Below are 14,772 nucleotides of genomic sequence, written 5' to 3'. Positions count from 1 at the left end.
CGCCTACATTTGTGATGACCCGTAGCCAAAAATGGATAAAGTCGAGCTTAGAGGATGTCTGAAAAGTTTTTGAGAGGTAATTTTAATCACGCAAGTTGTTTGAGCATCAGACGAATCATCGCAACGTAAACAAAGGTTTCTGTCGTTTCCGGTAAGATTTCATAATCTTTACTTAATCGTCGACACCAATTAAACCAACCAAAAGTCCTCTCAACAAGCCAGCGTTTGGGTAATACAACAAAACCCTTCTGTTCTTCGTGGCGGGTGACAACACTTACAATCCATCGATAGATATCAATCACCCAATGCTGAAAACCCTTACCACGATAGCCGCCATCAACCCAAATTGTGATTAAACGACGGAAGCGATGCCTACGGCGGGCTACGCCTACGCGGACTTGATCGAGTTTGGAAAAAACTAGTTTGGCACCTGCTTGCTCGCTAACATTGGCAGCAGTGATGACAACAACGATGAGTAAACCAAGTGTATCAACAAGTATATGGCGTTTTCGTCCCTTAATCTTTTTGCCAGAGTCATAACCAACTTCTTGCGATACCAAAGTTGGCTGTTTCAATGCTTTTAAGGTCTATTCAGCTTTCCCAACGACTGTAACAGACTTTTGACTGTCTCTTCCAACGAATCGGAATATACCCGACCAATGCGACACCGAACAGCCCCGCCGCAGGCATCGCAAATCATCCGCATCTGCTCACACTCGGCAGGCAAGTAGTTGTACGACTTCAGGTACTGCAATCCAACCGTATATTCCCCATCCCAAGTTCTGACGGTGCAACTGAATTCGCTCACATGGTTGACAATTCCCCAACACCCACCTTTACCTCTCAGTTCCGGGTTTTATGCGGCAAGGGTTTGGCACACTTCAACAATCTAGTAGCTGTTTATGTATCACATGTAGACAAGATAGTTTTTACCGTCCTGTTTCACCTATCTGATCTGCATCGTCTGCTACTCCATTGCGAAAGCGTACTTCTAAGCCGTGTTCTTTTTCCCAGTCACACTCAGCTATCAACTCAAAGGTAGCAATATGCAGGTCATACTCAACGTGGGGCGGCACATAGATATATGAGAAAGTGACCTGCTCCCAGACCTGAATGGGATTAGCCAACAGAGGCATATATTCATCTCCAATCATCTCACGATATACATTATAATTTTGCAACACCAGAGGAGCAGTGATGCGTAACACATCGGGTGGCAAGGCTAGAGCTTGCCGAATAGCTTCACGCTGAAGCGATGAAAGTTCCCCAACCTGCCCCTGTTCAAAATCCACACAAATCGGTACACGGCGATCGCCTAAAACAGCACATTGTGCTAAAGTCCAGTGGTTATCTTCGATTATAATCTGTCCAAATTCAGCATCGTAGTAACTCTTTGGGGGTTTCATCATCGAATGGTACTACCTTTATTCATCAAAATTATGAAAAAATATGTTGATCTTTGTTCGTAGTTAGCTGATGACAGTACTGGCACCTATCCTTGAAAAAACTGTGGGTAAGATTCGCTTTTGTGTAGATGATGTCAAAAGCCCAGAGGAGCGATTACCTGTAAAAAGTGCGAAATTTCAGTTAGAAAAGCAATTAGGGAAACAACTGCTGGCATTTAGCCATAATGATACGTTTGAGGTAATTCCAGACCAAGGTATTCATTCGCTGGCGCTTGCTGTTCACACTGCCTTTAGCGAACACCGCCCGTTATTGTTAACACCTGACATTATTTGGATAACATTATCACAAGGATTTGCTCAACATATCAACAATCATGCAGAAACATTGCGATCGCGCTTGGTTAATCACCAGGGGAAACAACAACTGATAGTTGAAACTCGACAAATACCCAGCCATCCCCAGCACTGGAGTCAAGCAGTTCAAGAATGGGCATTGCATATCCGCAATTATGTAGGAGCGGATTTATATCGATTGCTAGAGTGTAACTTCAGTACTACAACACCCATCACTCACATAGCTAGTCATGTCGTAATTATCAATGCCTTCCAAAAATATTTTGACTATGTAATGTACTGCGTGTGTGGCATTCCTGAGATTACGCTGTTGGGTACTGTAGAAGATTGGCAAAGTATCAGCGATCGCGTTCAAATGATGGCTGAGTATGATTTAGACTGGTGGACTGCTCGTTTAATGCCAATTTGCCGAGAATTTGTGGAAACAGCTTCAGGCAGCACATTACACAAGCACCTATTAATTGGTCGGAATTTTATACAAACTTTTCTGATGCAGTTCCCAAAGAACACATTCAAATCCTGGAGCGATTTGATGGAGCCATACTTTATGCTAATAGCGGTCATTCTTGGCAAATTCCAAGTTCTCGTTTTCCCGTAATCTACTGATGCGTAAGCGTAGCCCGCCGCAGGCATCGCTGATTAGTTGCATCTGCTGACATTCCGACTCCAGGTAGTTCAGTGGCTTCAAGTGGTCGATTCTCACGGTGTATTGTCCATTCCACGTTGTCACTGTACAGCTGAACTCGCCTACATGGTTGACAATGCACCAATTCCCGCCTTTTCCTCGTAAATTAGGATTATCCTTAGCAATGATTTGGCACACTTCTCCGACACAGTAAGGATTTGGCGCTTTGGTGCGCTCCATTATTCGATCCACCACATCTTTTACAATTCTACAGTGGTAGGGTGCAAAGGTGAAGAAAATGCGGCTTTCTCTGACCCTTTTAGTTAAATTGATAAACATTGATATTTATATTACAGTACAATTTTGATTAACCCAATTATCAGGAATTCTTTCTAAAATACCAGAACCAAATACCTTATTCATTTCTAAATATTCTAGATGAACATAACCAATATGACAGTGACAAGTTTGGTTGGTACAAGGTTGTTCAAACAAAGCTATTTCCCAGGTAGAATCGTAAATATTACCAATTGCTGTTTTAATAAAATGACATCGGTACATTGTCCCGTCACCATCAACAGAAATCACTGATTCTCCAGCCCGACAAGAATACCCAAAGCTAGGATAATGTTGAGTGTTTAATTCATATAACGGGTCAATAGATTGAAAGAATTCTCGATTTTCTGGTGATAAATTAGGAAGTTCAGCTTTCACAGCATTAATCCACAAATAAACGTGGTTTGGTAACTCCTGACGTAAAGCGGCTATTTCTGTTTTAAACTTGGGAAAACCGACAACTCCAACGCTGAATTTTATATTTTTGTTGTCTAGATTGAGGCATTTTTGTAAGAAGCGATCGCGTGACACCCATTCTGAATGAAAAGTTGCCCAAAGCGCCAATTTATCTTTGTTACATTCCTCTACCCAATCTAAGTGACAAGATAGATTAGTTTGAATTGCTGCTTTATTAACATTGGGTAATTGCGTTAATTTTATCAGTGCTTGCTGATAGTAAGAATGGATTAATGCTTCTCCCCAAGGAGTAAACAGAATTGAAAATTGATGTTGGGAATGTTGGAAAATAAAATTGACAAATCGTTCTAAAGATTGTTTATCAATTGCCAATTCTGCGGCTGTTTGTTGGCGTTTAGCAAAGGGGCAATATTCACAACCGTAGTTGCAACTCATTAAAGGGCCGCGATAGAGGATGGTGAGGTGCATATTAGTTTTAAAGTTTAAAATTTAGTTTTTAGGATAGATGTTTACCCTACTATTTTAGAAAAATTTATATTTAAATTATTCGGCTACTGTGCAGTAGCGATCACCTTCATATTCATAAACTCGATTACCTTCTGCAATGACACGAACATCCATTTCCCAAAGCAATTCAAGCATTTCATCAGTTACATAAGTTTCTGATATATTGAGGATATCCAATTGGTTGATTATAGGAGAATTAAGTAAAAGTTCTGCTCCTTCATCAGTTAAATTTCCGAGAGAAATGTCAAACACTTGAATTTTTTGCAAAACTGGTGCTTGAACTATTTCACGAACTATCTCATTACTATATTCACTATTGCGTAGCCCTAAATATATAAGATTAGGGAATAAATCTCCATAAAGAAGAGGAGCTAAATCTTCAACAGAACAAGTGCATCTATAGTTAAGGCTACCCAACCATATTTCCAGATGTTCTAATGCTGGCAATTGAAGAGAGTACAATTGTAATAGAGATTCTTTCCGCAGTCCTCCTGTTTCTATGATCAGAGCCTTTAATTTATTATGTCGTGTTGGATTGAACATCCTATGAGTATTACCACCACGAATCTTTAATATTTCTAAATTAGGGTACGCTTCTAATACTGGGCTGATATAGTTATGGCTCATTTGAGAAATCATCCACTCATCATCTGTGACATCGCCTATGAATACAGCCTTGAGATTAGTTAATTTATCCTGAGCATTCACAAGAAAATTAACAATATTTTGTGATGAATCACTTTCAAAAACGTCTGAATGCCACATTCCGAAAACTAACGCTTCTACCTGGTCAACTCGTGAATCTTCTAAAAGTAATTCAAGTTTATCTGCAATAAATTCGTCTCCATCTCGATTAGTTCGGAAAGCGTATGCAGTTCCTACAGGGTCAGTTATACCAACCTGTGGATCATACTCTTCTACTTTGCGATTTGCAAATTTTTGGGAGTGCGATGTTATGAAACTCGATCCTTTACGTTTCTCTAGTTCCCAGCGTTCTTTTAAAAACCAAGGTTTATAACTTTGCAAAGCCGCTATAGCTTGAGGTTCATTTCTTTCACTTAGTAAAACACAAGCATATCTTCGTAGCCTTCCTGATTTATCTTGTAAAGATTGAATTATCAAATCTAGACCTGATGCACCATATTGAAGTGCATCATTCAGTGCTTCTTCTCGGTCTTCTATAAACTGACTCAATAAACGTCTCTTGACACCTTCGATACCACCTAATACAACATCATAAATAGGTGCTGTTTCTCCTCCAAGCACTGCATCAAATTCTCTGGGTTGATTTTGATTGTTTGTCATATTTTCTCCAACGGTAGATGTAATGTAAATATCTGTAAAAACGCGATCAATTGCTTCTCTACAAATATTTTTTAAACCCTACTATTTCAATTCATAATTCTGCATTAATTCCTGCACTTTCTCAGAAAATAACCACGCGCCAATAGTGTCAGAACGCTCAATTCCAAATTCAGTTAACTGCAAAATATCCTCATTTTTTATCGCCAAATTCAAAGCAAGCAGTTCTGAAAAATCTGGAAAATCAGCGTATACTTCACTACCAAATTGCCGACGATAAATGGCACAATTCAATCCTTTATCGGAAAGCAAAGATAACAAAATATACCGCCGACGTTGTTCTTCAGCATTTAGTTGAAAGCCATAGTGCGCGTATTCAAATAACTCATCGGCTGTTTGAATATATGCTTGTAAAATCTCGCTGATTCCCTTTGCTCCCACTGCATATTCGTTGGAATAGTGCAAAGTATTAGTATAGGAACGTGCGCCACAACCTAAACCAATCATACTGTCGGCTTGACAGCAGTAGACGGGAGATAAGGGAGAAAGATTGCTAGATTGTCCCTCTTCTAAGCGTCGAAACATCCGCATGGAAACTTGCGTATATCCTTGTGACAATAATAGCGATCGCCCTTCCCGATAACAAGCTAAACGAATATCGTCCCATTCTCGATCTGTGCGTCCCAAACCTGTGAGCGATCGCACGTATAATGGATATAGATAAATTTCCTCTGGTTTAAAGCGCAAGGTAGCTTGTATTGATTGCAACCAACTATTTACTGTTTGTCCGGGTAAACCGTAAATCAAATCAATATTTAGAGTGGGAAATCCCATTTCTTTTATCCTTGTCAGCGTTGCTTCTACCTGAGTAGTAGATTGACGGCGCTGGGTTGCTAAGACTTCCGAATCGATGAAGCTTTGGACACCAATGCTAACACGATCGACGGCGTGCGATCGCAACAACTTTAACTTATCCTCAGTGGCGGTTTCTGGCGAAACTTCCACAGAAATGGGAATTTCCTGTAACTTTGCACCCATCGTACTTTCAGCAATATTGAGAATAGTTTCGAGGTGCTGAATCGGTAATTGGGTGGGAGTTCCGCCACCAATAGCGAACCTAGCAAATGACGCATCACCCAACACCGCCTTCATTCGTTGCGCCTGTCGCTGTAAGGTGCGGACATATTGACTCATAAAATCTTCATTGTGGCTGACTGTGGTAAACAGGTTGCAGAACCCACAACGCATTTCACAAAACGGTATATGTATGTAGAGAAACAGCGCTTGTCTATCTTGCTGCGCCCAAAGTTCTGGGAGATGCACAGGTGGAGTGAGGGGACGGTAAGCTGTTTTGTGGGGGTAAGAATAGACGTATGCTTGATAAGGAGACTCGGTAATTTTCGATTTAAGATTTTGGATTGTCAGCATAAGATTTAAAAGAATTTAGAACTCTGCGCCGGTCACTGAGCGTAGCCGAAGTGCTGCGCCTTTGCGTGAGTTTTCATAAAATAAACTCTGCATAGGGAACAGTCCAAACCACAGGATGGCTAAGTCGATGTCCAGTGTAACCATCTTCACCATAAGTTGTCCCGTGGTCGGAACACAGAATGCAAAAAGTAGAATGCCTTTGTCGTATAATATTCCAGAGTTTGGCTAATTGGCGATCGACATATTCCAAAGCTGCGGCGTGAGATTCAATGGTATCGATTTTATCTTTGGTATTGGGAAGATAGAAATAATTTGGTTGATGCAAAGCAGAAATATTTATAAATAAAAATATGCGTTGATTATTTGGCGTTTTTTCTAAAATTTCTCGCGCCAAATTTACCTGATTTTCTGTAGATTGGGGGTTAGTAACACCTAATTCTGGACTCCAATAACTTTCAGCAAACATTGAGGGAATTACATTACCTAAAGGGTTGCGTTTGTTGAAAAAACCAACTCCACCAATGCAAACTGTATGATATCCCTTTGCAGCTAATCCATTAACAATATTTGAGCTATCTAACACACAAGTTGTATCAGTTGTCGTAGTACTTCCTTCAAATCCCAAAGCAAAAAGACGGGGGTGAATTCCAGGTGTTACAGGTGTGGGTAAAAAGCCTGCGAAAAACGCATGATGAGAAGCATAAGTGAAGTTTCCGGGTGAATGACGTTCTTCCCAACCTGTTTTAGGGAGTACTTTTGCTAAGTTTGGAGTGCGTTTTTCTGCGAGTAAATCTTTGGCTACGTCGTAACGTAATGTATCTAAGGTGATAAATAAGATATCATGAGTTCCGACGATTTGATTGATGTTGAACATGGTAATAAAAATTATGTTCTATAAATTTTAAAATTACCTGTTTTGTATTTATGGATGATAGCGTTGATTTTATCTTTGTCATACTCCAAAGATGTGCGCTCTTTAGAGTTAGTGTAACTATATATTGCATCTCGTTCAAAACATTCTGCGATTGCATACATTAGAGTTGTCAAACTTGAGAAGAATGTCCTTCCTTTTAAATGTTGAATAGAAAAATTTTCATCCTTATCATTGAAATGAAATACAGGATATGTTATTTCATCTATGCTAACAACATAATAATCACCTCCTAATTGATGAGAAAATAAAAAAATACGAAGAAAATTAGATAGACAACCACGTATTCTTAAGTTTTGAAAATCAGTTATTGCTTCTTCTAAAGAGCTAAATCCTCCTATAATACCATTCCATGTAGCAAAGCCAAATCCTATATCATCAGATAATCCATTTCGCCATTGATATAGCTCATATAGTTCTTCTGGTAACTTAAAAGGTAAATCTTTAGTTATTTGATCAATTTCTTTACGGGTTAAACCTGGTTGTAAAAGCAAAGCAATTTCTGGATCTTTTTCTTCTAAGCTTTTTAATATTCTGTTTAAAGATTCTGTTAAAATAGAGCTTTTTACCCTTTTATTTCCTCCTAAAACTACACCATAAATAGGAGGTGGCGCTTCTCCACCAAGTACTGCATCAAATTCCCCAGGTTGATTTAAATTGTTGTTCATTTTGGTTAATCCTAATTTATAGTCACACCCTACATTTATTTTGCCAAAATCGCCTTAATTTCACTGGTATAAGTATCCATTCCATTCCATAAAATACCCGGTAACAAATCGCCAAAAGCATTAATCTCTAAAATCGCGTGAGTTTTCCAATCTGGTAAAATTAGTAAATCAACTCCACAATATAAACTATTAGGAAATAACGCTGCTGCTTGTTCGCAAGTTCGCTTCATTATCTCCCAATTTTCTACACCAAGTTTTGCTAAAAATTCCTCAGTATTTCCCCGTTCATTTCCCAAATGCAAATTTGTCATGGGACTTTTACCAAGGCGAACAACGATATGCTGTGCTTCACCATTAATAACCACCACACGCACATCAAAACCACATTCTTGTAAATGTGCTTTGGGTAGCCATTCTTCAGCTTGTACGCCTTCTGCTGTCAAAATGTTGATAATATCGGCAATTTCTTCGCGGTGAGTATAGTGCCTAATTTTCCGGGAGTTGTAAAGCAGAGTTTGCCCATTTTCTCGCACTCGTTCAACAGTGGTAATAGCTGATTCAAAACGCGAATTTGCACGGTAAGCAACGACTCCAGAAGCGGCGGAACCGTGAGAAAGTTTGACGAATACTCGTTCTATTCCCTGCATTTGCATTTGTTCGCGTAAATGTTCGTAATTGTGGATTTTACCAAGCGATCGCGGAACGGGGATATTATGACGGCTGAATCTTTCGTGACAAGCAGGTTTGTCAAACATCACAGCGATATCTTGGGGATGGTTCATAAACTCGCCATTTGTGAGAAGGGGAGTAAGCTGTGTTTCCCATTTTTGCAACAGATACCGCCAGCCTAAATACCACTGTCGCGGATAGAGGATGAGTCCTTTATCAAATTCTAATTTTGTCGCGGCTTCTGCACTGATATGTTGATGACTGGAAGTAGAAAAAATTTCCCTACTCCCTTCTGCAATGATGGCTTTATCAACATCAAAGTTTTTTTCTGGAGAGTCGAAGCGGATAATAGTGTTGGGTGTATTGAATTGTTCGAGAGTTTGTTTTCCTGCTATTAAGTCGGCGTAATCTACTACCGTGGCTGGTGGTAAGTTGAAATGGGCGATCGCTTGTTGGAAGAAACCGACACGGCGGTTTTCGGGGTTAGCGATGAGGATGAAGTTTAGCATTATCTAATATATTATTTATTCGTGGAGGGCAGAATAGCGATCGGCAAATTCAGATTCTTCATTACTCATGCAAAGCAGAGTATCGCGATCCTCCACATCCTCTTTCGATTTCATCCTCTTGATCGTCTGCAATCACCTGACAATTAAGCTGTAACAATCGTTTAACCATACTTTCTGATACACAATTTTTAGAAATGTTGAGGGTGTGAAGTTGATTTTTGTTCATGACTTTAAGTTATTATTATGAAATATGTTTATTAACGCTAAAAGTTATGGCGATAAGACTTCTGTGATTCCGCAATTACTCGACACTTCAGTTTAGATAACTTATCCACCATGTCTGGAGATAAATGATTCTTACTAACGTTGAGAGTATGTAAACGATTTATCACTCGACTATTAAATAAAGTTTCAGCACCTTTATCTCCCAAATCTCCATCCGAAAAGTCAAGTCCAATTAGGCGATTTAGTATGCCTGAATTGACCAGGGAAGAAGCAATATCGTTATAATCTTTACCACATCTCAAGCCTAAATATCTTAATTTAGGAAAACAAGTAGCAGAGTAAATATGTTTTAAATAATTTATATCTATATTTCGTCGTATGTTAATGGGAACAAAATTGTGACACCCTAAATCAAGATACTCTAATCCAGGTAATTCAAGTTTGCCAAAGTTCTGAATAAAAGCACTACTATCAATAATTAATGTCTTCAAATTATTGTGTTGTACGTTGTCAAAAATAATGCCACAACACCCTCTTATTTCTAGTAAGTTGAGGTTAGGATAAACTTTTAAAACTCTGCTGTGATCTCTTATCACTCTAGAATTATTACCAAGAAAAATGGACAAAGCTTTGAGTCCAGTCAAATACTTGTAATTCTCTAATAGAATCTCAAAAATTATACGATTTTCTTCCCCGTCAATTTTTATAGCTATTGCTTGAAGCTGATTAACTTGGGAGTATTGTAATAGTAAGTTAAATTCTTCAATAGTCTTCAATTCATATCCGATACTTGCTGTATTAATAAGAGGATATCTAGGGTTAAAATCCTGAATTACCCAATCTTTTAAAGTGGTAAATAGCTCTAGCTTATCAAAATTAGATAATACTTGTTTTATCTTGATTCGTGAACCTTTCAAGAATGGCTCTTCTACCTTTTCTTCCAATAAATTATAGGCAAGACTCCGCACCTGTCCAGAAGAATCATTTAAGGCTTCAATTATTAAATCTAAGCCTTCCTTACCGTAATTTGCTGCCTGAGTAATGCCTATACATCGTATTTCTGCAACCGAATTTCTCAACAGAGTTTTTACCCCTCCGATTCCTCCTAAAACTACACCATGAACTGGTGGTGGCAATTCTCCACCAAGTACTGCGTCAAATTCTCCGGGTTGATTAGAATTATTATTCATAGCTAAAATTGAACTAATTAAGAGAAAGTTTCTGAACCCGCGCAGGCGGGTTTTGTCTGTGTAGCCGCGACTTCCAGTCGCCCATTACTGTAAATTTCACTCAGAAACAGAACAATAGCGGCCATCGATGTAGCGATCGTCATCTTCTTTTTTCTGATTATTTGCCAAAACACGTACATCCAAACCAGAGAATTTATCAATCATTTCCTGGGATAAAAAGTTTTCTGAAATATTGAGAATATCAAGATTATTTATCGCCGAACAATTTAGTAATTCTTCCGCACCAGCATCAGTCAGCGTTCCCATTGAAAGGTCAAGTACGCTGATATAATCAAGAATTGGAGAACCTACAATAACGCTGACTATTTCATCGGTAAATTGGCTATTGCGTAATCCTAAATAAACTAGATTGGGAAATTTTTCTGCAAAAATAATCGGATTTAAATCTTCAACCCAACAATCTCCGCCGTAATCTTCACTACCAAACCATAATTCTAAATGTTCCAATACTGGCAGATTCATCTGACAAATTTGGGCAACAGTATCCCGACTTAAACCCCCAGTTTCAACAATCAACGCTTTGAGGTAATTATGTCGTATCGTCAGACTAAATTGTAAACGATCGCCTCCACGAATTTGCAAAATTTCCAGTTTAGGATAAGCTTGCAAAATGGGACTTATATCACTTTGTTGAATCCAAGATATTTCCGAATCCTCAGAAGTAAGATCGCCAATAAAAACAGCTTTGAGATTAGTTAAACGTTGTTTAGCATCAACTAAAGCTTGGACAATACTACTTGAATCAGTCTGTGATGTTTCTGCCCACAAACCAAACACTAAAACTTCTAATTTGTCGGCGTTGGTTTCTTGCAGAAGTCTACTAAGTTTCCTGGGTAAATTATCATTATTTTCATATTCAAACCTGAGAGCATAAGCATTGTTAACAGGTTCAACAATACCTACATTTGCATCAAACTCTATAACTTGCCGATTAGCAAATTGAGTAACACGATCATTTTTATACCCTTGATACTCGTTAAATCTCTCTTCTAAGTTCCAAGGTTTATATGCTTGCAAAGCTTGTTTGACTTGCCGTTCTGTTTTTTGTTTTAATAGTCGATAAGCAAAACGCTGTACCAATCTCGATTTATCTTGCAATGCTTGAATTAATACATCCAACCCTGCATCACCATATTTCAAGGCTTCGCTGAGTGCAGCAATTCGGACTGTAATCACAGGATTTGATAAAGAACGTTTAACCCCCTCAATTCCTCCTAAAACAACTCCATCCACAGGAGGCGGAGATTGTCCTCCCAACACTGCATCATAATCTCTGGGTTGATTTTGGTTGTTTGTCATGGCGTTTTACCTTTTGAGTCCTTATTAGAATTCCCAAAAATGCGGAATACGCATACATTAATCTCTCAAGTAAAAATACGAGCAACGTAGACGATCGAGGAATGGGAATGTTTTCTATGGAAAGCCTTTTAGGATTTTTGGCGTTACTTTTGATTGTTCCAGCAATTAGCGCTGCGATCGCAACCACTGCCAATATGACCAATCACCTCACCAACGGAACGGATATCAAATTCAGGTGGACGAGAGATTTAAAATGTAGAAGTGTAACCTTGTCCATCCCCGCTTAACAAAAGGTTTAGCAGAATTATTTGCTATGCCTGCTATAGTTATGTTGTCTTTAAGCAAGTCCCCACACTTTAATAGTTTTTTCCCAACTGCTACTACTAACCAGATTCTGCCCATCTGGGCTAATTGCAAGACTCTTAATAAGAAGAGATTGATACCCTCTTAGCGCGTTCATCTGCTGTCCGGTTTGCAAATCCCATACTTTGATTGTATTTTCCTCACCGCCGCTAAAGAAGGTTTGTCCGTCTGGGCTAATCGCTACACAATTAACTTGGGTTTGATCTCCAATAAGAGTGTAAATTTCTTTTCCCGTTTCCAAATCCCACACTTTAATAGAACCGTCCCAACTACCGCTGACAAGAGTTTTTTTATCACCAGTGAGGGCAACGGAGGTAACTGCTTTTGAATGTCCCTTCAAAATATGGATTTGCTTTGCTGTGGGTAAATCCCATACGGTGATGCTGTTGTTCTGACTGCTACAGACCAATATTTGTCCGTCTAAGCTGATTGCGAGACAACAAATCTCACTCTGATGAGCATAGAAGTTGTAAAGTTCTTTTGCCATCTGCCAATCCCAGGCTTTGAGTGAATAGTCGCTACTAAAAAGAATTTGCCCATCTGGACTAACGACTAGAGCGTAAATCGACGTAAATCTTGCTTGTAACCTAGTACGCAAAGTGCTAATTTTTTTTCCAGTTTGCCAATCCAAAACCTTGATAAAATTCTTTTCCTGTCCAACGAAAAGAGTTTGACCATCAGGGCTAATGGCTAGGGAATTAATATAATATCCATCTCCGTCGAGCGTGCGAATTAAACGTCCTGTTGCAAACTCCCATACTTTGATTGTTGTGTCCCAACTGCCAGTGAAAAGAGTTTGACCATCAGGGCTGAAGACGACACAGCTAACAAACCTTGAATGACCTTCCAAGGTACGCAGACATGTAAGCTTTTGCCAAGGATTGTACTCGCGTAACGCCTGTTTTATAAGAGGTTCTTGTCTTTGCCTTAACAGCGAGTAAGCAGCCCACCTAACTTGTGTAACTTCATTTTGCAAAGCTTGGATGACTAAATCTAAGCCTGCATCCCCGTGCTGGAGGGCTTCTTTTAACGCTGCAATCCGATTTTGTGGGGCAGTACTGGCTAACCGTTGTTTGACTCCTGGCAGTCCTCCTAAAACTGCTGCATCGCCTGGGGTAGGTATTTGGCTACCTAAAACAACATCAAAAGGTCTTGGCTGGTTGGGATTTTGTGACATGATGGTTTCAGCTTGCACTACTGTCTATCATTCCCCTGGATTGATAAAATGCGATCGCTCTATTGCGCGTGTAAGTAACCGTCTAACCATGAAGATTGTGCGTAAATTATGTTAAATCTTATTGACTTAAACTAGTACATTTGTTTTAATTTATTGGCGAAAGCTCTCACGTATTTATTTGTACTAGTGCCAGTGTTAATTGTCGTTGGCTAGAATTTGGTACAACACGATCGAAACCCTAAAAAATCAAAAGAGTCTATTTATGGCTGAGTATCAAAAAATTGAGTATCGCATTGGTAAAGATGGGAAAATTACTGAAACAGTAATCAATTCTTCTGGTTCAAGTTGTACAAGTACAACATCGGGAATTGAAAAGGCTTTAGGAGAAGTTGAAAATCAAGAATTATTGCCTGAGTATTACGAAGGCGGTGAGGGCGATACAGTGGCACAAAACCAGTCTCTCAAACAAATCTAAGAGGGATGCAGATAGGAATGTTTTCTCTTTTAAGCCTTTTGACAATCGCAATAGGGATTTGCACTCTATTGTTGATTATTCCAGCAATTAGTGATGCGATCGCTCGCCAAGCAGACTTGGAAACTAACAAGTTAGAATTGGCGCGATGTCTAGCAACAAGCAGGTTAGCATCTACGCAAATTGAGTTACTAGAAAATGAACTAAAGGCAACACGCAAAAATTACTTAGAAGAGCAGCAAAAAATAGAACAGTTACTTGCTGAAAAAGCAGCGCTATATCAGGAAGGCTTGCGACTACATGAAGAATTGCAGCAGCAGCGTCTTGAACTGACAGACGAAATACGTTCTTCGACATTTGAGCAATTGCAGACATTGTTAACAAACTATCCCAGCATCCCTCAAATGGTGCAGGTTAAACCAGAATTACCTGCGAAAAATCTGCTTTCGATGTTTACCTCTTTAGATAACCTCCTCAATAAATGGGGTTACGAACAGATAGGGAAACCTTGGGAACAAGTACCTTACAATCCTCAAATTCATCAACCAGACACAGCAGATATTACTGAAGATGAGTTAGTTTACATCCGATTCGTTGGTTATCAACATCAAGGAAAAATTCTTGTCCCTGCGAAAGTTAGTCGCACTTTGCCCGGAGGAGGGAGATGAGGGGGATGAGGGAGATGAGGGAGATGAGGGAGCAGGGGGAGCAGGGGAAGCAGGGGAAGCAGGGGAAGAAGAACTATTGATTATTACCCAATTCTCCATACCCAATGCCCCATGCCCAATGCCCAATGACAAATGACAAATGACAAATGACAAATGACAAATGACA

15 protein-coding genes and 1 pseudogene are annotated in these 14,772 nt (G+C 39.3%); 4 read left to right on the top strand and 12 right to left on the bottom strand.

Annotated elements, in window-relative coordinates:
• Positions 1-86: 86 nt before the first annotated feature.
• Both RMY64_RS35760 and RMY64_RS35755 read right to left on the bottom strand, forming a co-directional pair.
• Positions 87-542, bottom strand: a pseudogene (locus RMY64_RS35760) (transposase); the annotation flags it as partial.
• Positions 543-929: 387 nt separating this feature from the next.
• The gene (locus RMY64_RS35755) at positions 930-1,409 is read right to left on the bottom strand and encodes a DUF6985 domain-containing protein (RefSeq protein ID WP_322672990.1); all 480 of its coding nucleotides are present in this window, start codon (positions 1,407-1,409) and stop codon (positions 930-932) included.
• Between the two features lie 67 nt (positions 1,410-1,476).
• Between RMY64_RS35755 and RMY64_RS35750 the strand changes: the two genes are divergently transcribed.
• Positions 1,477-2,358 (top strand): DUF4419 domain-containing protein, encoded by an 882-nt coding sequence (locus tag RMY64_RS35750; protein WP_322672989.1) that lies wholly within the window; start codon positions 1,477-1,479, stop codon positions 2,356-2,358.
• On the opposite strand, the gene RMY64_RS35745 is transcribed toward RMY64_RS35750, so the two are convergent.
• The 9 genes from RMY64_RS35745 to RMY64_RS35705 form a co-directional block, all read right to left on the bottom strand.
• Positions 2,311-2,625 carry a hypothetical protein gene (locus RMY64_RS35745; protein ID WP_322672988.1) on the bottom strand — a complete coding sequence of 105 codons (315 nt, stop codon included), beginning with the start codon at positions 2,623-2,625 and terminating at the stop codon, positions 2,311-2,313. The two genes, RMY64_RS35750 and RMY64_RS35745, sit on opposite strands and share 48 nt — an antisense overlap.
• Positions 2,626-2,730: 105 nt before the next feature.
• A complete protein-coding gene (locus RMY64_RS35740) occupies positions 2,731-3,606 on the bottom strand; it encodes an STM4011 family radical SAM protein (protein WP_322672987.1) in 876 nt (291 codons plus the stop codon).
• Positions 3,607-3,681: 75 nt separating this feature from the next.
• Entirely contained in the window at positions 3,682-4,950 is a 1,269-nt protein-coding gene (locus RMY64_RS35735) for a HEAT repeat domain-containing protein (RefSeq protein ID WP_322672986.1), read from the bottom strand.
• Positions 4,951-5,031: 81 nt separating this feature from the next.
• Positions 5,032-6,375: an STM4012 family radical SAM protein gene (locus RMY64_RS35730; RefSeq protein ID WP_322672985.1), complete on the bottom strand. Its 1,344-nt coding sequence runs from the start codon at positions 6,373-6,375 to the stop codon at positions 5,032-5,034.
• A gap of 73 nt (positions 6,376-6,448) precedes the next feature.
• Positions 6,449-7,249, bottom strand: coding sequence for an STM4013/SEN3800 family hydrolase (locus RMY64_RS35725; RefSeq protein ID WP_322672984.1), 801 nt, complete (start codon positions 7,247-7,249; stop codon positions 6,449-6,451).
• Positions 7,250-7,260: 11 nt separating this feature from the next.
• Positions 7,261-7,974 (bottom strand): SMI1/KNR4 family protein, encoded by a 714-nt coding sequence (locus RMY64_RS35720; protein ID WP_322702576.1) that lies wholly within the window; start codon positions 7,972-7,974, stop codon positions 7,261-7,263.
• Between the two features lie 35 nt (positions 7,975-8,009).
• A complete protein-coding gene (locus RMY64_RS35715; RefSeq protein WP_322672982.1) occupies positions 8,010-9,152 on the bottom strand; it encodes an STM4014 family protein in 1,143 nt (380 codons plus the stop codon).
• Between the two features lie 263 nt (positions 9,153-9,415).
• A complete protein-coding gene (locus RMY64_RS35710) occupies positions 9,416-10,567 on the bottom strand; it encodes a hypothetical protein (RefSeq protein ID WP_322702575.1) in 1,152 nt (383 codons plus the stop codon).
• Between the two features lie 96 nt (positions 10,568-10,663).
• Positions 10,664-11,926, bottom strand: coding sequence for an STM4015 family protein (locus RMY64_RS35705; protein WP_322702574.1), 1,263 nt, complete (start codon positions 11,924-11,926; stop codon positions 10,664-10,666).
• A gap of 116 nt (positions 11,927-12,042) precedes the next feature.
• Here RMY64_RS35705 and RMY64_RS35700 point away from each other — a divergent pair, with 116 nt between their 5' ends.
• Positions 12,043-12,213, top strand: coding sequence for a hypothetical protein (locus tag RMY64_RS35700; RefSeq protein ID WP_322686085.1), 171 nt, complete (start codon positions 12,043-12,045; stop codon positions 12,211-12,213).
• Positions 12,214-12,263: 50 nt separating this feature from the next.
• Here RMY64_RS35700 and RMY64_RS35695 read toward each other — a convergent pair whose 3' ends face one another.
• Positions 12,264-13,466 carry a hypothetical protein gene (locus RMY64_RS35695; protein ID WP_322702573.1) on the bottom strand — a complete coding sequence of 401 codons (1,203 nt, stop codon included), beginning with the start codon at positions 13,464-13,466 and terminating at the stop codon, positions 12,264-12,266.
• 262 nt (positions 13,467-13,728) lie between these two features.
• Here RMY64_RS35695 and RMY64_RS35690 point away from each other — a divergent pair, with 262 nt between their 5' ends.
• Positions 13,729-13,941: a DUF2997 domain-containing protein gene (locus RMY64_RS35690; RefSeq protein WP_322672977.1), complete on the top strand. Its 213-nt coding sequence runs from the start codon at positions 13,729-13,731 to the stop codon at positions 13,939-13,941.
• Positions 13,942-13,958: 17 nt separating this feature from the next.
• Positions 13,959-14,606 (top strand): hypothetical protein, encoded by a 648-nt coding sequence (locus RMY64_RS35685; protein WP_322702572.1) that lies wholly within the window; start codon positions 13,959-13,961, stop codon positions 14,604-14,606.
• Positions 14,607-14,772 lie beyond the last annotated feature (166 nt).

Origin of the sequence: Nostoc sp. DedQUE08 (assembly GCF_034530895.1) — a bacterium.
GTDB lineage: Bacteria > Cyanobacteriota > Cyanobacteriia > Cyanobacteriales > Nostocaceae > Nostoc.
This window is presented reverse-complemented; position numbering and strand designations above follow the sequence as displayed.

Coding starts and splice junctions, on each gene's coding strand:
- RMY64_RS35755 (WP_322672990.1), bottom strand. CDS start 1,409: ATGATGAAACCCCCAAAGAGTTACTACGATGCTGAATTTGGACAGATT.
- RMY64_RS35750 (WP_322672989.1), top strand. CDS start 1,477: ATGACAGTACTGGCACCTATCCTTGAAAAAACTGTGGGTAAGATTCGC.
- RMY64_RS35745 (WP_322672988.1), bottom strand. CDS start 2,625: ATGGAGCGCACCAAAGCGCCAAATCCTTACTGTGTCGGAGAAGTGTGC.
- RMY64_RS35740 (WP_322672987.1), bottom strand. CDS start 3,606: ATGCACCTCACCATCCTCTATCGCGGCCCTTTAATGAGTTGCAACTAC.
- RMY64_RS35735 (WP_322672986.1), bottom strand. CDS start 4,950: ATGACAAACAATCAAAATCAACCCAGAGAATTTGATGCAGTGCTTGGA.
- RMY64_RS35730 (WP_322672985.1), bottom strand. CDS start 6,375: ATGCTGACAATCCAAAATCTTAAATCGAAAATTACCGAGTCTCCTTAT.
- RMY64_RS35725 (WP_322672984.1), bottom strand. CDS start 7,249: ATGTTCAACATCAATCAAATCGTCGGAACTCATGATATCTTATTTATC.
- RMY64_RS35720 (WP_322702576.1), bottom strand. CDS start 7,974: ATGAACAACAATTTAAATCAACCTGGGGAATTTGATGCAGTACTTGGT.
- RMY64_RS35715 (WP_322672982.1), bottom strand. CDS start 9,152: ATGCTAAACTTCATCCTCATCGCTAACCCCGAAAACCGCCGTGTCGGT.
- RMY64_RS35710 (WP_322702575.1), bottom strand. CDS start 10,567: ATGAATAATAATTCTAATCAACCCGGAGAATTTGACGCAGTACTTGGT.
- RMY64_RS35705 (WP_322702574.1), bottom strand. CDS start 11,926: ATGACAAACAACCAAAATCAACCCAGAGATTATGATGCAGTGTTGGGA.
- RMY64_RS35700 (WP_322686085.1), top strand. CDS start 12,043: ATGGAAAGCCTTTTAGGATTTTTGGCGTTACTTTTGATTGTTCCAGCA.
- RMY64_RS35695 (WP_322702573.1), bottom strand. CDS start 13,466: ATGTCACAAAATCCCAACCAGCCAAGACCTTTTGATGTTGTTTTAGGT.
- RMY64_RS35690 (WP_322672977.1), top strand. CDS start 13,729: ATGGCTGAGTATCAAAAAATTGAGTATCGCATTGGTAAAGATGGGAAA.
- RMY64_RS35685 (WP_322702572.1), top strand. CDS start 13,959: ATGTTTTCTCTTTTAAGCCTTTTGACAATCGCAATAGGGATTTGCACT.